Raw genomic sequence first — 16,859 nt, forward strand, 5'->3', positions numbered from 1 at the left:
CAGGGATTTATTTCGATAACGTCACGTTTTTTCAACCAATAGCATATGCAGGGATTCAAGCAACGGCGTACTCCGGGACTGCCGGGCTGCAAGCAGCTCTGTTGCGCGAAGGCGGCCTTCATTCTACCTGAATCTCAGCTATTTAAAGATGATGTTATCGTTAAGTTCATCTCCACATATCAATTTGTATAAATTTTCATATTTGTTAAACACAGCACTTACCAAGAAATAAGGGCACAAAACCTTTGTGCCCTTATGCCAAAAAATAAAATAAATTATTACCAGCAACCTTTTATAGCTGCCATTATTTGTGCGCCCATACAACCGCCCCAGTTATCGCCCCCTCTGCAAGCGTTCTGTACCTGTTCTAAAAGAAAATCACATTGCGGGTTCTTACCATCAGAAATCATAGCAAAAGTGTTAGAGGAAGATAAAATAGCCAGCATTAAAAGAATATTTTTTATGTTCATGTCACTAATCTCCTGTTGCCTATGAATAGCCTTCAAATTCTACCCGCCGCTAAAAACGGAAAGCAATATTTATTTTTCTTTCGATGTGTAGTTAAATGAAGAAAAAGATAAAACTAAAGATAAAAAAATTAAATCGCCCTTTTTCTTCAGCGAACGCTCATATCTACCTATTCACGAAATCGGAGTACGCAGACGGTAGGCGCGAAACGCAGCGACATTATTCAGCAGTTAATGATTGAGGCCGTACTGGTTTGCCTGATTAATGGCGCTTTAGGCATTGCGCTGTCTTATGACGTAGACGCGCTCTTTACTGCCTTGGCGGGGAAAATGTTCACGGCTATATATTCGTGGCAGACCGCCAGCGCCGCGTGTTCTGTTCAACCTTAATAGGCATGATTTTCGGCTATCTCCCCGCCCGCAAGGCGGCAAGGATGGACCTGGTGGTTAGCGGGTTATCGACGAACGGAACAAATTCAAAAAGGCCGTGAAGACCATCTGGCGGACCGCCGTTATCCGCCTGCTGCGCGGCAGCTACGCCCGCATCATGCCCGGCATGCGGCCTGGGCTGGATCACATCCGCGATGAGCGCCAGTGGCACCGTTATCTTTAGGTCCAGTATGGCCGCTACTTGAAGGCGCATTCCGCAAAAATATACTGATGAATAACCGCGTCATAAAAGGGATGTGGTGCAATGAAATTCATGGTCAGACGCTCTCAAAGATGCGATTCAATCCCCTAATAATTGATCGGTAATGACGATCATGTATTTTATTTTGATAGGTTTTTCCGATTATAATTTGTATTTCGATCGTTACAAACAATTTTATTGCCGTAATTAATAACTTTATAGTGCAGATAAATTGTTGTTTGGAGCCTCATTGTACAGGGCGTAATTAATGGATGAGAAAATTAATAATTTTAACTCCTATTCGTACTCTAAAGGGGTATTCACCAAAAGGGTTAAAGAGCTGGTTGGCGAATTCAAGATGCTCGTCAAGAAGCATAAGCAAGTAAGATCATATTAGTTAAGTGTAAGAAAAATGCTTAATTTGACAGGTGTGAACTTAATTAAAATCACTATAATTAATTTTTTGTGTTTCATTTTGATTTGATTTTTCATGGTGGTCTTTTAAGAGATGAAGGTCGCTCATCAATTTATGCATGCTCGACATTGGGGGCGGTAATTTTCTGTCAATGATGGGTGTTATTATAAATACATCCTTTTAATATACCATTTATCTTCACTATTGCGGAATACCATTAGAGGTGATAACTGAATCGAATGGCGTTCGTCCGATAGAATAAGGAATATATTTTTTCGATAGATAATCGGTTATTAAACATGATATTTAGAGCATTTGCCCTTTGTGTGACCAGCACTGTTCTCATGGGGAGGGATGCCCTCATTCAGGGTCGCCAAACAAATATTTTAGCATGGCACTAGTTGATACCTTGTGCTCGTGCATGTAATTCATGTCACTGCCGTGTTGACATGACTCTTTCCGGATGACCGGAATTCATAAACTGTAAATTTGAAGGAACAAGTATGATGCATAAAACGTCTTTGGCATTAACACCTGCTGCGTTGTTATTACTGATAGCGTCCGGAACTACTCAGGCTGCTAGCAATGCCCAACTGACCGTCACGGCCAATGTGGTGGCGTCTACCTGCGATATTTTACTGTCCACTAATAATCTAGATCTAGGTAACCATGCACAGTCCATGTTTACTTCGGTGGCGACCCCTGTAGCCGCCAGCAACAAGACTTTTAAAATCAGTCTGAACAACTGTGATGCGCCAGCGGCATCGAAAGTGGCCAGTGTGGCAATCACCGGCAAGACGTTGGGGGGATACCCTACATTGTTCAACACCACGGACACCAACACCGGCATCACCTTTAACAAAGTCGGGTCTTCTGAGTATCTGAAATCGGGCGACGAACTGGTTTTGGCCTCTGCTGATGGAGAGTCGCCAAAAGCGGCAGATTTCAATGGTAAGAGCCTTAGTCTGCAGGCAGGTCTGGCATCCAGTGTGACCAGCGGGATTGATATTGGTGCCGTTAGCGCCCCGGTTCTGTTCAGTTTTGCCTACAACTAATGACTCCGTTTGCAGATTAGCGTGAGCTAGTCTGCCATTATCAGACACCAACAGATAACCGGAGTCAGAGCATGAACCGACTTTTTCTTGTCACTGCTGCGCTGATCACCTGCCTGGCGCTCCCCCTGACCGCGTCGGCTGAAGGATTTGGCATTAATACCACCCGCCTGATTTATCCACAGGGGGAGCGCAGCATCACGGTAGTTGTACGCAATACTTTGTCGAGTCAACCGTATTTGGTACAGGCCAGTGTCAGTAATTCCCGTGATGGCGTGGCGCCTTCAGAGTTCTTTACGGTCACGCCACCACTGTTTCGTCTGGAGCCCAACAGTACCAACCATATCCGCATTGCTGGCTATACCAAATCGTTGCCTACCGACAGGGAGTCTGTGTTCTTCTTCCACACCCGCGCCATTCCGGGCAGCATTGCTCCTGCCAATGACAAGCCTGCTGCCGGTGTGCGCGGTAATGTGCAACTGGGCGTCGGCAATAGCATCAAGCTGTTTTATCGTCCAGCAGGGTTGAGCACCACCGCTGCGCAAGCCCAGAAAGGGTTGCATTTTTCCCTGGTTAACAACGGGCTGCGGGTCAGTAATCCTTCGCCGTATTATGTCAGCCTGGCCGGAATCAGCGTGACGGGGCAGCCTGTCAAACTGGATACGCCCGGGGCATTGATGTTGTCGCCCTTTGGTGAATATACCTACCCGACGACGGTGAAGACAGGAACGGTGCAGTGGAAAACCATCAATGATCTGGGAGGCATTGATGCATTTATTTATGCGCTACCTTAATGTCTCCGGCAGTACGATTTTGTTGCTGGCCTGTAGCCTTCCGTCGTTATCTGTATCCGCCGTGACCTTGAATTTTTCCGCCAACATCGTACCGACGACCTGTGATGTCTCATTGAGCAGGGATGCGCTGCCGTTGGGGACCGTGCCTCTGGCCAGTCTGCGTGCTGGGGGGCGTTTTGCCGAGCAGGCAACCCGGATAAACATCAGCAACTGTGAGGGTAGCCCGGTGGCGAACGGCAGACGCGTTGCTGTCAAAGTCAGCGGAGAGGGGGTGAGACTGGCTAATGGTCAGTGGGTTTTCCGTAGCAACGAGTCGGAGGCAACCGGAGTAGGAGCACTCCTTGAAGAGGCTCGTTCTGGGGAGCAAAACGTCGTCGTGGAAAATGGCGATTTTCTTATTAACGCAGAGATGCTACCTGCATCAGGTAGCACGCTAGGGGCCGACCTGTTAGTAGCTTTGACCTGCGGCACTACAACGGCACAGTGCAAGTCCGCCACCTCCGGGAGGCTTATCGCCCGTATCCATTTTGACTTTGTCTACCACTGAGTGCCTGACATGACCTATGTATTGATTTACCTATCTCGGCTGACATGTGCTGGAATGCTGGTCGCTCTGTGGAGTGCCGAGGGGTGTGCGAGCGACGGAAAAGGCGGCGTTAGCTTGAGCCAGACTCGCGTGGTATTGACGGCCAATGACCCAGCCCAGAGCATCACGATAAAAAATCGTGGGCAGGTGACCTACCTTATCCAGAGCCGGGTGCAACGTTCCCTTGACATCGTCGGGGAAGTGCCATTCATCGTGACGCCGCCGTTGTTTCGTCTGGGAGCTGATAGCCAGAATTTACTGCGTATCATTCAGCAGGGTGACGCGGGGCTTTCCCCAGACCGTGAGTCGCTGTTCTATCTGGCGGTAACGGTGGTGCCAGCACAGGCCCTACCGAGCGCTAATGAGAACGAAACACAGCTGTCGGCCCAGGTTTCAATGGGGTTTCGACATGTCATCAAGTTACTTTATCGGCCACAGGGGCTGGCGATCTCCCCAGAGTTGGCATATTGCCGGATACGACTGACCCAGACCGCAGACGGTGTACGCCTAGATAACCCGACGCCCTATTATCTGACTTTCGGCCACCTGAGTTTTAACCAGCAGGTCATCGACCTTGACCGTCTGCCGTCGATGCTTGCACCGCATGGCAGTCAGACCTATCCCGTCACCGAGCCCGTCAACCAGGCCGAGTGGCAGTTGATAACCGACTACGGCAGCCTGTCCCCGCGCTGCCATGCTCCTGTTCCCACCCCAGAGGAGAAAGCATGACAATGAAACGGTTACGGTTTCTGCTACTGGCACTGCTCTTGGGAGGGCTGAGCATCGGCAACGTTCGGGCAGCGACGGCGGAGCCGCGCGGAATTTCCTTTTACGTACTGCGGGTGGTGTATCACGAGCAGGCGAAGAAAGGAGTCACGCTGACGGCCTACAATAAGAGCGAACATCCCTACCTGATGCAGTCCTGGGTACGTGCGATAGATCCGGAGACTGGCGGTGTAGATTTTGGGGCAACGGGGAAGGCACCTGTACCCTTTATTGTTATCCCTCCATTGCAAAGGCTGGAGCCGGGTGGGAAGTTGATCCTGCGTATCCGCCGCATCGGCGACACTCTTCCTGTGGACCGGGAGTCGGTATTCTTTGTTTCGGTGAAGGCTATTCCCTCTCAGATCAGGCCGGATGTTGCCACAAAACAGACTTCACCGGCCCTAGGGCAAATGACTCTGACGGTGGTGAGCAACCTGAAATTGTTTTACCGCCCGGACGGATTGGCTGCTCGTGCGGTTGCAAATGTGGCTCCGCAACTGCGCTTTCGCTATGACGGTCATGATCTGATTGCGGAGAACCCATCACCGTACTGGCTGACATTTTCTCGGCTGAGCATCGGCGACCAAGCGCTAGACAAATCGGCCCTGCGGCTGATGGTGCCACCAAAAGGAGAGCAGCGCTATCGTCTGCCCACAGGAGCCCACGGCCCTGTAGCTTGGCAACTGATTGATGAAGATGGCTGGGATACGCCGCGTCAACAACAGTCCCTGTGACACAAATGTTCATGATGTGATAGCTAAATTGACAATGAAACAGCATACCAGAAACCTATCCTGTGTACCGTGCTGCCCCCGTTTGCTACTGCTGATCAGCAGCTTGTTGCTGTTCGAGGTACTTCCGGTCTGGGGGCGGGATTACTTTGACCCCGGCTTGCTGTCCCTCTACGGTAGCCCTACGACGGCGGTAGACCTGAGTGCCTTCGAGACTGCTGGCCAGATACCGGAAGGTAGCTACCTGGTGACGGTGTACGTCAACCAGAACGAAAAAGGTCAGCAGACGGTAATGTTTGACAAAACGGCGGATGGCGAAGTGCAGCCAGTACTGACACCGTCCTTTCTGCGCGAATTGGGCATCAATACCGATGCCTTGCCCGCATTTGCCGGTCTGCCGCAGGATGTTCCGATCAGCAGCCTGACAATGCTTATCCCGAGTGCGGAGGTACGTTTTACCCTGGCTGAGCTGCGCCTAGACTTGAGTATTCCACAGGTGGCTATGCAACCTAATGCGAGCGGGCAGGTTGACCCGGCGTTGTGGGATCCGGGTGTCACGGCCATGATGCTCAATTACAGCTTGAACGGAGGACGTAACTGGCAGTTTTCACAAGCGGGACACGAAAGCAGTGAGCAAACCAACCTGTTTGGCCGCATTCATATCGGCCTAAACTGGGAGAACTGGCGAGTGCGGAGTGACATCACTCACACCCGCTATGAATATAGCGGTGGCGGGCAATCAAACCGGAGCGTTCGCAGTACTCAATTCATGAACACCTACGTGCAACGGGATATCCAGCACTGGCGTTCAGAGATACTGGCGGGCGAGAGCAGCAGCGGGAATGATGTGTTTGACAGTATCCCTTTTCGCGGGGTAAGGCTCAACTCCAACGAAGACATGCTGCCCTACAGCCTGCGAGGATTTGCCCCGCAGATTTCCGGTATCGCTCAGAGTAATGCGCGGGTGACGGTCAGCCAGAACGGTAACGTTATCTATCAGACCTTTGTGGCTCCGGGCCCCTTTGTGCTGGAAGATCTGTCCCAAACTGGCCAGGGAGGGGATCTGCTAGTCACTATCAGCGAGGCCGATGGCACGGTGCGTACCCAAACGGTGTCATATTCATCGTTGCCGATGATGCTGCGCCCGGGGGCGTTAAAGTATGAAGTCACCGCCGGGAGCTATAACGGCGGAATAACCCAAGCGTCCCGGGAGTCCAAATTCGGGCTGGGTACATTGATGATGGGCCTGCCTTACGACATAACCTTGTACGGGGGGGGGATAGTGGCACAGGACTATCTGTCGATGGTGTTCGGCAGTGGGGTGTCGCTACGAACACTGGGGGCGCTGTCGGCAGATGTTACCACCTCTAGCGCGACATTACCCAGACAGGCCGGGAGACAGCAGGGGGCTTCCTATCGGTTGCGCTACGCCAAAAGCCTGCTCGACACAGGCACCTCAATTGACCTGGCAGCCTACCGCTATTCGACCCGCAACTACTTCAGTTTTTCAGACGTGAATAGCTTGGGTTATCAGTTAAGTGAAGGTCAGGTTCCGTGGGCGCTGGATCGTCGGCGTAGTAGCTTCCAGCTCAGGCTGAGTCAGCAACTGGGCCGTTTGGGAGCAACCTACCTGATAGCGTCGCGGGATGACTATTGGGGCGGGGACCGGGTGAACAACACGCTGTCTGCGGGATACAACGGTAGCTATCAGGGAGTGAGTTACGGGATAGCCTACAGCATTAACCGCACCAAAAGTGACGGAAGCTGGCCGGAGAATCGGCAGCTAGCGATGAACGTGCAGGTGCCGTTTAGTTTGTTCAGTTCGGGATCGGTGGCCAGGCGCAGTTATGCCAATTACCAGCAGACTCGTGACAACCAGGGGCAGGTGCAGCAACAGATGGGGATCAGCGGGACACTGCTCGAGAACAGTCAACTTTCCTACAGTGTTTTGCAGGGGGTTAACAAAGGTGAAGGCAACAACAGCACCTCGTTGAGTGCGGGTTATCAAGGTAGCAAGGGGCGGCTGAATCTGGGTTATAGCTACGCCAGCCATTACCGTTCGTTGAACATGGGGGTTAGTGGCGGTCTGGTGGCGCACCCAGAAGGTGTGACGCTGGGTCAGTCGCTGGGCAATACGGTGGCGATAGTGAGTGCGCCGGGTGCTGGTGGGGTTGGCGTGAGCCGTGGCGGTATCCAGACGGATGGCCGGGGCTATGCGGTGGTGCCGTACCTGTCGGACTACCAGAAGAACAGTATCAGCCTGAACCCGACGACGTTGCCGGACGATGTGGATATCACTCAGTCGAGCCTGAATGTATATCCGACCAAAGGTGCGGTGGTGATGGCGAGTTTTAGCCCGCGAATCGGCTATCAAGCACTGGTCACTCTGCGAAAGGGTAATACTACGGTGCCATTTGGGGCACTGGTGACGGTGGTTGACACACTAGGTAGCGAAAATCATACCAGCATTGTGGGTGACGGTGGGCAGGCATACCTGAGCGGATTGCCGGAGAGTGGTCGATTGCAGGTGGCGTGGGGGACTGATGTGGAGCAGCGGTGTGAGGCTGTGTTCAGTCTTGCTGATGCCGCACCGGCCCAAGGTAACCCAATACGTCAATTGCAGGTGCGCTGTGAGGAAACTGCATCATAAGCAAACGGCCTTGCAAATGTCTGAAGAAATAAGAGAAATATTGGATGAAAAGAATTTTTACTGTCATCGCCCGGTACATGACCGCGATGGGCTTGGTGCTCCCTGTGATGATATTGCCGCAGGGACAGGCACAGACTTTTACGATTGGTAAGGGCTCGGGAATTGTCCTTGAAGGGATACTGCCTTTCAGCGTGACGGGAACTGTCACGCCTAAAAATTCAGGTCTAGATTATCGGTATGATGGGGTGGCAGCTTTCGGAAGTCTAAGCTCAACATGTATGAATAGCAGTATGTTAAAGCAGATAGGAGGCTATTTGGCGTTCCCTATAGGAAACGGTCTAGGAATTATTCCTCGAGCTACGGTGAGTGCGACTTACGAGTTGAGTGACGGCACGCTCGAAACGATGTCTGGAACGATTGGATTACCTGAAACTCGGGGCAAAACCTCCTCGGGATATGACATTACCACGGGTCCTGGCACTGGGTCCTGGTGCCTGCCGCCGCGAATGAATGACTACAGTAATTTTTATAGTGTTAATCATGAGAATACGGTTTCAGCCGAAGGGGATTGGACTCTTGTTGCTGACGGAACTCAGCAATCAACGATAATGGACCTGGGGAATAGTCATTTGTTTTTTGTTAGTCGTATGGGACGTAGTTATATTTGGAGAACTCTAATAGCTAAAGGAGCGAATGATATTCGCGTTTCAACTTTGGAATGTACAGTGGATACCCCGACCCAAATTGATTTTGGTACGGTACCGTACTTAAACCAGCCCGGGACTGAACTTGCTATAAAATCCAATACTCTTTCGACCCAGTGTAATCAGGACGCAAGCGCTACCATAAACACCAATATCAACTTGCAAATACGCAGCCTGTCTGGTTTTCACGAAGGAAATACTAGCCATTTGGCGTTGAATCAGGGCGGAGGTTATATCACTGGCGAAATCAGTAACGGTGTTACTGGCAGCGGTGTGTGCTCTGCCAATACCGGAGTGGTGTTTGACAGCCGCGCGATAACGTTAGGAACCATTTCCACCGAACAAACGAGCCAGTCTTTGTTTCATGAGGTCACCTGGCGGCTATGTTCCGGTGGTAGTGATTTACCCACAGGGCCGGTTACGGCGTCAGCGGAGCTACTGGTTACTTTCAACTGAGACTCGCTCAAGTAACGTATTTAGAAAAGTCAATGTGGCGATTCAGATTGGTACAACCCGGTCAGCCCCAATCGAATCAGTAAATCTCGTAGAAATGACGGGTACAGTACGCAAGTGTTACCAACGGTGCAAAACTGATCCACCCCAGCGGTTGAAAATTGATCTGGGGGTTAATCTGCTCCTCTGAATACAGGGGAGCTTATGATCACTTTTGAAATTCGTATGGAAATTAAAGTCCTGCACAAGCGGGGAATGAGTATCCGGGCCATTGCCAGGGAACTGGGTATTTCGAGCAATACTGTCTGCAGCCACCTGAAAGCCAAATCTGAAAAGCCGCAGTATTAACCACGCCCGGCACCATCATCACTGCTCGATGAATACCGTGATTACATCTCTAAGCGGCTCAGCGATGCGCATCCCTACAAAATCCCGGCGACCGTTATTGCCCGGGAAATCATGGAGCTGGGCTATCGTGGAGGGCTTACTACCCTGAGAGAGTTTATCCGCAAACAGACCCTGCCAGCACAGGCAGAACCGGTCGTTCGCTTCGAAACCGAGCCTGGACGGCAGATGCAGGTTGACTGGGGACCATGCGAAACGGCAAGTCATCCCTGCATGTGTTCGTCGCTGTTCTGGGATAACGGACATAACCTACATCAGGACCCACGAAGGCTGGCTGTATCTTGCTGCGGTTGTTGATCCGTTCTCACGCAAAATTATCGGCTGGTCAATGCAATCCCGGATGACAAAGGACATTGTCCTGAATGCACTGCTGATGGCTGTATGGCGGCGTAATCCCCAAAAACAGGTGCTGGTTCAATCGGACCAGGGCAGTCAGTATACAAGCCATGAGTGGCAGTCGTTCCTGAAATCACACGGCCTGGAGGGAAGTATGAGCCGTCGCGGTAACTGTCACGATAATGCGGTTGCAGAAAGCTTTTTCCAGTTGCTGAAACGCGAACGGATAAAGAAAAAGATCTACGGAACGCGGGAAGAAGCCCGCAGCGATATTTTTTATTACATCGAAATGTTTTATAACAGTAAGCGTCGGCATGGTTCGAGCAATCAGATGTCACCGAATGAAAACCAGTATTATCAACGACTCGGAAGTGTCTAGATTATCCATGGCGATTCAGAACGGATTTATTGAGAGTTTTAACGGACGCTTTCGCGATAAGTGTCTGAATGAACACTGGTTCAGCGATATTCTTCATGCCCGGAAAACGAGTAATGACTGGCGGCAGGATTATAACGAGTGCCGTCCCCATTCATTACTGGATTACCAGACACCAGCTGAATTCGCAACAGACTGGAGAAACAGGAAATATGAAGAAAAACCAACCGACATTACTAACTGAAGGTTGCATCTAATCCTGGAGGCAGGTCACCGCGACAACAAAGTTTTTGTCACCTTCGCATAAAAAATAGAGCGTTTCCTGAACTAAAAAAACAGTCAGAATTTCAGTACTGACAAAATTAATCGGGTAATTAAAGCTCATAGCCTCTGCCTCCCAAGAGAAAGACGCCCCAGTCTCCAAAAATGACTGTTTACTTGATCTCGTAAATTTTATCAATAAAGTTATTGTCTGGAATTTACGAAATAGATTTCTTGTTGGGTTGGTTCATAATCTTTCATGTTCCCTCCGGTTGACAACAATAAATTTACAGCAAATTATACTTAAAAACTCATTTTTGTTTATTTAATATTACTTTTCTTATATTTTATTTATTTGCACACCTTGATTGACATTGGAAGGTTATTTGCTTTAAAGTCTCTTAAAATAATAACATATAGAATGTTAAACCAAGGCTTGTATATTATAGAGGTTCAGTTAAGTTAGATTAATCACACAAACGCATTGAATTCTAATTGATTATGAAAAAGGTATATTGCTGACTTAACAACTTAAGTTGCCTTAGTTAATCGAAATTAGAATGAAAACTTAATTGTTAAACTCTGTGCTTATAATATAGGCGAAGCTAAAAAATCTCAAAAACGTCACTGCAATTATTGGTAATTTTTAAAACTGCTGACGTTCTGCTTTTAGGCTGAAAATGAAGGTAAATGGAATCCAAGCTATGAAAAACTCTATCAAAACATATTTAATTACTGATGATCAATATCTCTTGAATGCTATTAAACATTGGATTCCAGTCGAGTGGTCCGGTGATAGTATACCTTTCTTGTTTAAAATTAAAAAACAAAATAAATTCTTCATAATTATTGACAGCAGGATCGCCAGAAAAGATTATATGAGATTTAAAGAAAAACACCCTGACAATGTTTTTGTTCTATTTATAAATTTTTCAACCATGAGATTAAAGGCAGATAATGAATTTTATGATAAAAAAATCGATGGGAATACTGACTTGGTCATTTTTGTAACAAACTTGAATGTATGGATTCAAGAGCATTATCGAAAGAAAGTTAAATGTAGTAATATTGTGCATATAACTAAAAAAGAAAAGAAGATATTTTATTATTATATCAAATATAATTACAACATTAGATTGGTTGCTCGGATTTTAAACTTAACAGAAAGAAACACCAGGAATCATCTATGCAATGTAAGTAGGCGTTTTGGTTTTTCAAATTTCCTATCGTTTCTTATATTTAATTATTCAGCTTGTATTACAAGTTTAAGCACGGAGTCTGGCGCAGCCTCTTCTTTAAAAACTGTCCATGGGTGAAACCCCGTCCTGAATCTCAGAAACTCCCCGGAAAAGTTGGCAGGAGAATTTAGCGAAGGAAGCAGCCGTCGGCCTTTTGGTGGTATGACCCCGTAAAAAAACATGATTCAGGAACTGTGGCGGAGCCGACAGTGGTAACTTTGATCCTGTTCAGGAAGGTGATTTCTCCGTCGTCCCCTCCTTCGTTCGTAGAAAATGAGCAAGGAGATTTCCATGAAAAAATCCTCCCGAATGACTATTGTCCATCCTCATGCTGCGGGCGTTGATATTGGCGCTGAGAACCACATTGTCGCCGTACCGCCTGATGCTGACACCGAGCCTGTCAGGACTTTTCAAAGTTTTACTGGCGATCTTCAACGGATGTCTGACTGGCTCAAACCTGTCACATTATGACCATTGCCATGGAGTCTACCGGCGTTTACTGATTGCCTGCTTTTGAAATCCTTGAAGCAGCTGGGTTCAAGATGATGCTCGTTAATGCAAGAAACGCAAAAAATGTTCCCGGTCGCAAGACCGATATCATGACCTGCTCCCCGTTGATTAACACACCCCGGTTTAAGTAATGTCTTCATAAGCCACATGAGGACAACCCCCATGAAGAAGCGTTTTTCCGACGAACAGATCCTCAGTATCCTCCACGAGGCTGAAGCCGGAGTTTCTGCCCGCGAGCTCTGCCGCAAGCACGCCATTTCCGACGCCACCTTTTACACCTGGCGCAAGAAGTATGGCGGTATGGAGGTGCCCGATGTTACGCGGCTTAAATCTCTTGAAGAGGAGAACGCCCGCCTCAAGAAGCTACTGCCGAAGCCATGCTGGATAAGGAGGCACTTCAGGTGGCTCTGGAGCGAAAGTACTGACGACAGGCCAGAAGCGGGAAGCCGTGGTGTTGATGTGTGATGCGACCGGTCTGTCGCCACGTCGTGCATGCAGGCTTTCAGGTTTGTCCCTGTCGACCTGCCGCTATGAGGCTCAGCGTCCGGCAGCTGATGCGCATTTATCAGGGCGCATGACTGAGCTGGCACTGGAGCGCAGGCGTTTTGGCTACCGCCGCATCTGGCAGCTGCTGCGTCGGAAGGGACTTCACATCAATCACAAGCGGATATACCGTATTTACCACCTTAATGAACTGAGCGTAAAACGCAGACGACGCCGTAAAGGGCTGGCACCGAACGGTTTCCGCTTCTGCGCATGGATGCGCCGAATCTTAAATGGTCGATGGATTTCGTTATGGACGCTCTGGCCAACGGTCGCAGGATCAAGTGCCTGACCTGTGTGGACGACTTCACGAAGGAGTGTCTGACGATCACCGCTGCTTTCGGTATTTCAGGCGTTCAGGTCACGCGTATTCTGGACAGCATCGCGCTGTTTAGGGGCTATCCGGCGACAATAAGAACCGATCAGGGCCCGGAATTTACCTGCCGCGCACTCGCTCAATGGGCCCTTGAGCATGGTGTGGAACTACGGCTTATCCAGCCAGGTAAGCCAACGCAGAACGGATTTATTGAAAGTTTTAACGGACGCTTTCGCGATGAGTGTCTGAATGAACACTGGTTCAGCGATATTCTTCATGCCCGGAAAACGAGTAATGACTGGCGGCAGGATTATAACGAGTGTCGTCCACATTCATCTCTGAACTACCAGACTCTGGCTGAATTTGCCGCGGGCTGGCGAAACGGAAAATATGAAGAAAAACCAACCGACATTACTAACTGAAGGTTGTATCTAATCCTGGGGGCTGGTCACCTGGCTGCCGTAGCCCTGGTGAACCGGTTGTTCCGGCATCCGAACTGGCCTCGTCAATGAAGCAGGTCAAAGAGCTTCAGTGACTGCTGGGCAAGAAAAAAATGGAAGTTGAGCTACTAAAAGAAGCCGTCGATATTGGCCGCCAAAAAAGTGGATAGCGCATGTATACTTGTTGACAGAGAATGGCGAATAAGCTTCGTCAGCTGCTGCCTTCGGATCTTACGTGCGCAGCTTCATACCCGGTTAAAACTTCCTGACAGCTGGCAGGGTCGCCGACGAAAACACCAGCCGGATGATAGTGATGCTCTGTTGTGGATACATGTCGTCATCGTTGAGCTACCTACGTACGGCTATCGACGGGGATGGGCTCTGCTGCGTCGTCATTCAGAAGCCGAAGACCTTGCAGCCGTGAATGCCAAACGTGTTTACCGCATCATGCGCCAGCACGCATTGCTGCTCGAACGTAAACCGTCCTTACCCCCTTCAAAACGAGCGCATACAGGGAAAGTGGCCGTAGTGAAAAGTAATCAGCGATGGTATTCTGCCGATTTCGAGTTCCGCTGTCATAATGGTGAAAAAACTGCGTGTGACGTTCGTACTGGGCTGTTGTGTTCGCGAAGCGCTTTACTGGGCCGCCAGCACCGGTTGGTTCGACAGTGAAACGGTACAGGACGTCATGCTGGTTGCGGTGGAGGGGCGCTTCGGCAGTGGCCTTCCGGCCTCACCGGTGGATTGGCTGACGTATAACGGTTTGTGCTACCGGTCGCATGAGACAAGTCAGTTCGCCCAAAGGGTAAAAGTGGAACTTAGAAACACTGCGGTGCGTAGCCCTGAAAGCAATGGAATGGCAGAGAGCTTCGTAAAAATGATGAAGCGCGAGTATAATAGTTTCATGCCGAAACCTGACGGGTTGACGGCAGTGAAGAACCTTGCGGAAGCGCTCGAACACTATAACCAATGGCATCCGCACAGCGCGCTGGGATACCGCTCGCCGCGTGAATACCTGTGGCGTCGAACCAGCAATGGGTTAAGTGATAAAAGTTGTCTGGATATATAGGGGCCAATCCAATAGTGAACGATAATGAAAGCAACAAAATAAACTAATGAATTATTTTAGGGAAAAAATATTGTTATTTTTTATTTCTAATGAATTCTATGAGCAACAGTATCATATAATAATTTCATCTGCTAGGATCAAAAAACATGAAAGATGTTTATATAATTGGAAGACGTGTAAAGTTTGTGTTATCAGAAAAGTCATTGCAAAGAATGTCTGATGGTTACACAGTTAAATTAAGAGCGCCAGCATCTTTTTGTCTAAAGGTTCTCCTTGACAATCAGGGTAACATGGTAACACATGATGAACTCTGCTACTCCGGATGGGAGCGTTTCGGGATGGCGGCATCGTTGAGTGTGCTTCATAACACTATTTATTACTTACGAAAAATGCTAAACGATACCGGAGAATTTGATAACAAAATTATTGAAACTATAAACAGGCGTGGATTCGTTTTCACCCTCAAGATCAGTGTTGAGTCAGAAAAAATAAGTTCTGAAACTAATCAAAACCGGGAGGGTGAGAAAGGATCTTCAGATAGATTCATTTTAAATGAAGATGATGTTTCTTCTGAGAAAGAGAATGAAAAAGAACCATTGCCGCATGATGCATCAAAAGAACTTCCATGTTTTTCATACCAGACCGTTTTAAATCCCATAGAGATAAACAACCATCAAAATTTTGGGGATAATAACTACTATCAACTGAATTCTGCGCCAGATATATATGAAAACAAAAATGTAGTTGAAAATACTCAAAAGATTTCGACGGCGAATTTCCTGATGGATTATTTACAATCGAAGAAGTCTGTTTTTTGTGTTATTTTCTTAAGTTCCTTTTTGATTATTTTATCAGTCCCTGCTGGGGGTATTTTTTTTAAGGTTTTTTTTCAAAAAGACTCATCCATTTCATCATATATATATAAAGGTAAACTAGACATGTGCGATGTGTATCAGAATAATGAGTCATATGATTTCAATGACCTCAGATTGGCTGACTATCTCCGTGGATACTGTAAGGAAAATCGATCGCTCTATGTTACATTTTATCCATACACCAATAAATTGTCAGCAATAAATTGTATAAGGAAAATATCTTTTTTTTCAGATGATATCTGCTTCTCAAATTACTTTGTTTTTAAGAATAATGGGTTGAAAAATGAATAGAAAAATAATTATTTTCACATTAACATGTATTGGATTGTCTTTTTTTGCATTCAGTGCCTGGTATAAATATGGGCGTTTTTTTGGATATTCTTGCACTGGGAATATTAATTTTCAAAAAGAATCTGCTATGTTCAGATTGTCAAGTAAACTCAGATTGAATAGAGACAAAGGAACTCTGAACTTGAATGGGGTTCTTATAGCGAATGATGGAGCAAGGAAAAACCTGAACAGAACCATATACTTTAATTCTGTAAATGAGACTGAACATTATACATGGACTTCGGTAAAAATAACGCCTTCAATAGATGAAAAAATTGAGGAAAAGGAGTTGCAACTATGGTTACCCGATTTTTATGTTCATCCCGGCGGGAGCATTCAGTTATATATAAATAGGCTTAATTTTAATTCAATAACGATATCTGGTGAGTTGTTGCCATACTTGATTTGCACGGCAAAACACTAACTTAGATTTATATTCCATTCTCTCGATTAAACAGGGCGCAAGAATTTATTTCATAGCGTCCTTTGGATTATATATTAAATTTTTTAATGGAAGTTAATCATCGATTTATTATTTAAAGAAACATTAATTCATCTTTATTTTTACACAATAAAAGAAATAAAACATAAATATAACGATTTCATCTTTACCCTGTCCGATTCATAATTGTTCACTATAGTTAATTATTATATATAAGAATATTGCTTTTAGCTACTGAGAAGAAGAATTCGATTCATTAATTATTGAGCGCCAATAAATTATCAGATGATATCTGGAAGTTAATTATATATAACAATATGTGTATGAGTAAATAAACACTCTTGGAAAGTGTTTATTTATTATACTTAACTTGAGAGTTTTCACTAATTATGGCATTTAACTGCATTATTACTCCGCTCTAACTTTATCACATAGCGCGGTCACAGATAAACTGGATAACGGTTTTAGTA

11 protein-coding genes and 7 pseudogenes are annotated in these 16,859 nt (G+C 47.2%); 17 read left to right on the forward strand and 1 reads right to left on the reverse strand.

What is annotated here, in order from left to right; genetic code table 11:
- Positions 1-278: 278 nt before the first annotated feature.
- Positions 279-470 (reverse strand): hypothetical protein, encoded by a 192-nt coding sequence (locus ACEPLT_RS22590; protein WP_447088455.1) that lies wholly within the window; start codon positions 468-470, stop codon positions 279-281.
- 172 nt (positions 471-642) lie between these two features.
- On the opposite strand from ACEPLT_RS22590, the pseudogene ACEPLT_RS22595 reads away from it, so the two are divergent.
- The 17 genes and pseudogenes from ACEPLT_RS22595 to ACEPLT_RS22675 all read left to right on the forward strand — a co-directional run.
- A pseudogene (locus ACEPLT_RS22595) lies at positions 643-958 on the forward strand (FtsX-like permease family protein); the annotation flags it as partial.
- Positions 946-1,077, forward strand: a pseudogene (locus tag ACEPLT_RS22600) (IS91 family transposase); the annotation flags it as partial. The pseudogenes ACEPLT_RS22595 and ACEPLT_RS22600, both read left to right, overlap by 13 nt.
- Positions 1,078-2,016: 939 nt before the next feature.
- The gene (locus ACEPLT_RS22605) at positions 2,017-2,568 is read left to right on the forward strand and encodes a fimbrial protein (RefSeq protein ID WP_447088456.1); all 552 of its coding nucleotides are present in this window, start codon (positions 2,017-2,019) and stop codon (positions 2,566-2,568) included.
- A 71-nt stretch (positions 2,569-2,639) separates the two neighbouring features.
- Positions 2,640-3,359, forward strand: coding sequence for a fimbrial biogenesis chaperone (locus tag ACEPLT_RS22610; protein ID WP_447088457.1), 720 nt, complete (start codon positions 2,640-2,642; stop codon positions 3,357-3,359).
- A complete protein-coding gene (locus ACEPLT_RS22615) occupies positions 3,316-3,906 on the forward strand; it encodes a fimbrial protein (RefSeq protein WP_447088458.1) in 591 nt (196 codons plus the stop codon). Before ACEPLT_RS22610 ends, ACEPLT_RS22615 begins: the two co-directional genes overlap by 44 nt.
- Positions 3,907-4,020: 114 nt before the next feature.
- Positions 4,021-4,674 carry a fimbrial biogenesis chaperone gene (locus ACEPLT_RS22620; protein ID WP_447088459.1) on the forward strand — a complete coding sequence of 218 codons (654 nt, stop codon included), beginning with the start codon at positions 4,021-4,023 and terminating at the stop codon, positions 4,672-4,674.
- Positions 4,671-5,444, forward strand: a complete 774-nt coding sequence (locus tag ACEPLT_RS22625; RefSeq protein WP_447088460.1) for a fimbrial biogenesis chaperone — start codon at positions 4,671-4,673, stop codon at positions 5,442-5,444. Before ACEPLT_RS22620 ends, ACEPLT_RS22625 begins: the two co-directional genes overlap by 4 nt.
- A gap of 34 nt (positions 5,445-5,478) precedes the next feature.
- On the forward strand, positions 5,479-8,091 hold the full coding sequence (locus ACEPLT_RS22630) for a fimbria/pilus outer membrane usher protein (protein ID WP_447088466.1): 2,613 nt from the start codon (positions 5,479-5,481) through the stop codon (positions 8,089-8,091).
- Positions 8,092-8,135: 44 nt separating this feature from the next.
- Positions 8,136-9,251, forward strand: coding sequence for an adhesin (locus tag ACEPLT_RS22635; RefSeq protein WP_447088461.1), 1,116 nt, complete (start codon positions 8,136-8,138; stop codon positions 9,249-9,251).
- A gap of 201 nt (positions 9,252-9,452) precedes the next feature.
- Positions 9,453-9,889: pseudogene (locus tag ACEPLT_RS22640) on the forward strand (helix-turn-helix domain-containing protein); the annotation flags it as partial.
- A pseudogene (locus ACEPLT_RS22645) lies at positions 9,889-10,368 on the forward strand (IS3 family transposase); the annotation flags it as partial. The pseudogenes ACEPLT_RS22640 and ACEPLT_RS22645, both read left to right, overlap by 1 nt.
- Before the next feature lie 16 nt (positions 10,369-10,384).
- Positions 10,385-10,609: pseudogene (locus ACEPLT_RS22650) on the forward strand (integrase core domain-containing protein); the annotation flags it as partial.
- Positions 10,610-11,330: 721 nt separating this feature from the next.
- Positions 11,331-11,942, forward strand: coding sequence for a hypothetical protein (locus tag ACEPLT_RS22655; RefSeq protein WP_447088462.1), 612 nt, complete (start codon positions 11,331-11,333; stop codon positions 11,940-11,942).
- Positions 11,943-12,155: 213 nt separating this feature from the next.
- A complete protein-coding gene (locus tag ACEPLT_RS22660) occupies positions 12,156-12,335 on the forward strand; it encodes a hypothetical protein (protein ID WP_447088463.1) in 180 nt (59 codons plus the stop codon).
- Between the two features lie 201 nt (positions 12,336-12,536).
- Positions 12,537-13,655 (forward strand): annotated as a pseudogene (locus tag ACEPLT_RS22665) (IS3 family transposase).
- 47 nt (positions 13,656-13,702) lie between these two features.
- Positions 13,703-14,742, forward strand: a pseudogene (locus tag ACEPLT_RS22670) (IS3 family transposase); the annotation flags it as partial.
- A 146-nt stretch (positions 14,743-14,888) separates the two neighbouring features.
- Positions 14,889-15,908 (forward strand): winged helix-turn-helix domain-containing protein, encoded by a 1,020-nt coding sequence (locus ACEPLT_RS22675; RefSeq protein WP_447088385.1) that lies wholly within the window; start codon positions 14,889-14,891, stop codon positions 15,906-15,908.
- Positions 15,909-16,859: the final 951 nt, after the last annotated feature.

Source organism: Enterobacter sp. fkY84-1, from assembly GCF_052974705.1.

What these genes read in the sequence shown, in the direction of transcription:
- ACEPLT_RS22590 (WP_447088455.1), bottom strand. Translation starts at nt 470, where the DNA reads ATGAACATAAAAAATATTCTTTTAATGCTGGCTATTTTATCTTCCTCT.
- ACEPLT_RS22610 (WP_447088457.1), top strand. Translation starts at nt 2,640, where the DNA reads ATGAACCGACTTTTTCTTGTCACTGCTGCGCTGATCACCTGCCTGGCG.
- ACEPLT_RS22655 (WP_447088462.1), top strand. Translation starts at nt 11,331, where the DNA reads ATGAAAAACTCTATCAAAACATATTTAATTACTGATGATCAATATCTC.
- ACEPLT_RS22605 (WP_447088456.1), top strand. Translation starts at nt 2,017, where the DNA reads ATGATGCATAAAACGTCTTTGGCATTAACACCTGCTGCGTTGTTATTA.
- ACEPLT_RS22660 (WP_447088463.1), top strand. Translation starts at nt 12,156, where the DNA reads ATGAAAAAATCCTCCCGAATGACTATTGTCCATCCTCATGCTGCGGGC.
- ACEPLT_RS22625 (WP_447088460.1), top strand. Translation starts at nt 4,671, where the DNA reads ATGACAATGAAACGGTTACGGTTTCTGCTACTGGCACTGCTCTTGGGA.
- ACEPLT_RS22630 (WP_447088466.1), top strand. Translation starts at nt 5,479, where the DNA reads ATGAAACAGCATACCAGAAACCTATCCTGTGTACCGTGCTGCCCCCGT.
- ACEPLT_RS22675 (WP_447088385.1), top strand. Translation starts at nt 14,889, where the DNA reads ATGAAAGATGTTTATATAATTGGAAGACGTGTAAAGTTTGTGTTATCA.
- ACEPLT_RS22635 (WP_447088461.1), top strand. Translation starts at nt 8,136, where the DNA reads ATGAAAAGAATTTTTACTGTCATCGCCCGGTACATGACCGCGATGGGC.
- ACEPLT_RS22615 (WP_447088458.1), top strand. Translation starts at nt 3,316, where the DNA reads ATGATCTGGGAGGCATTGATGCATTTATTTATGCGCTACCTTAATGTC.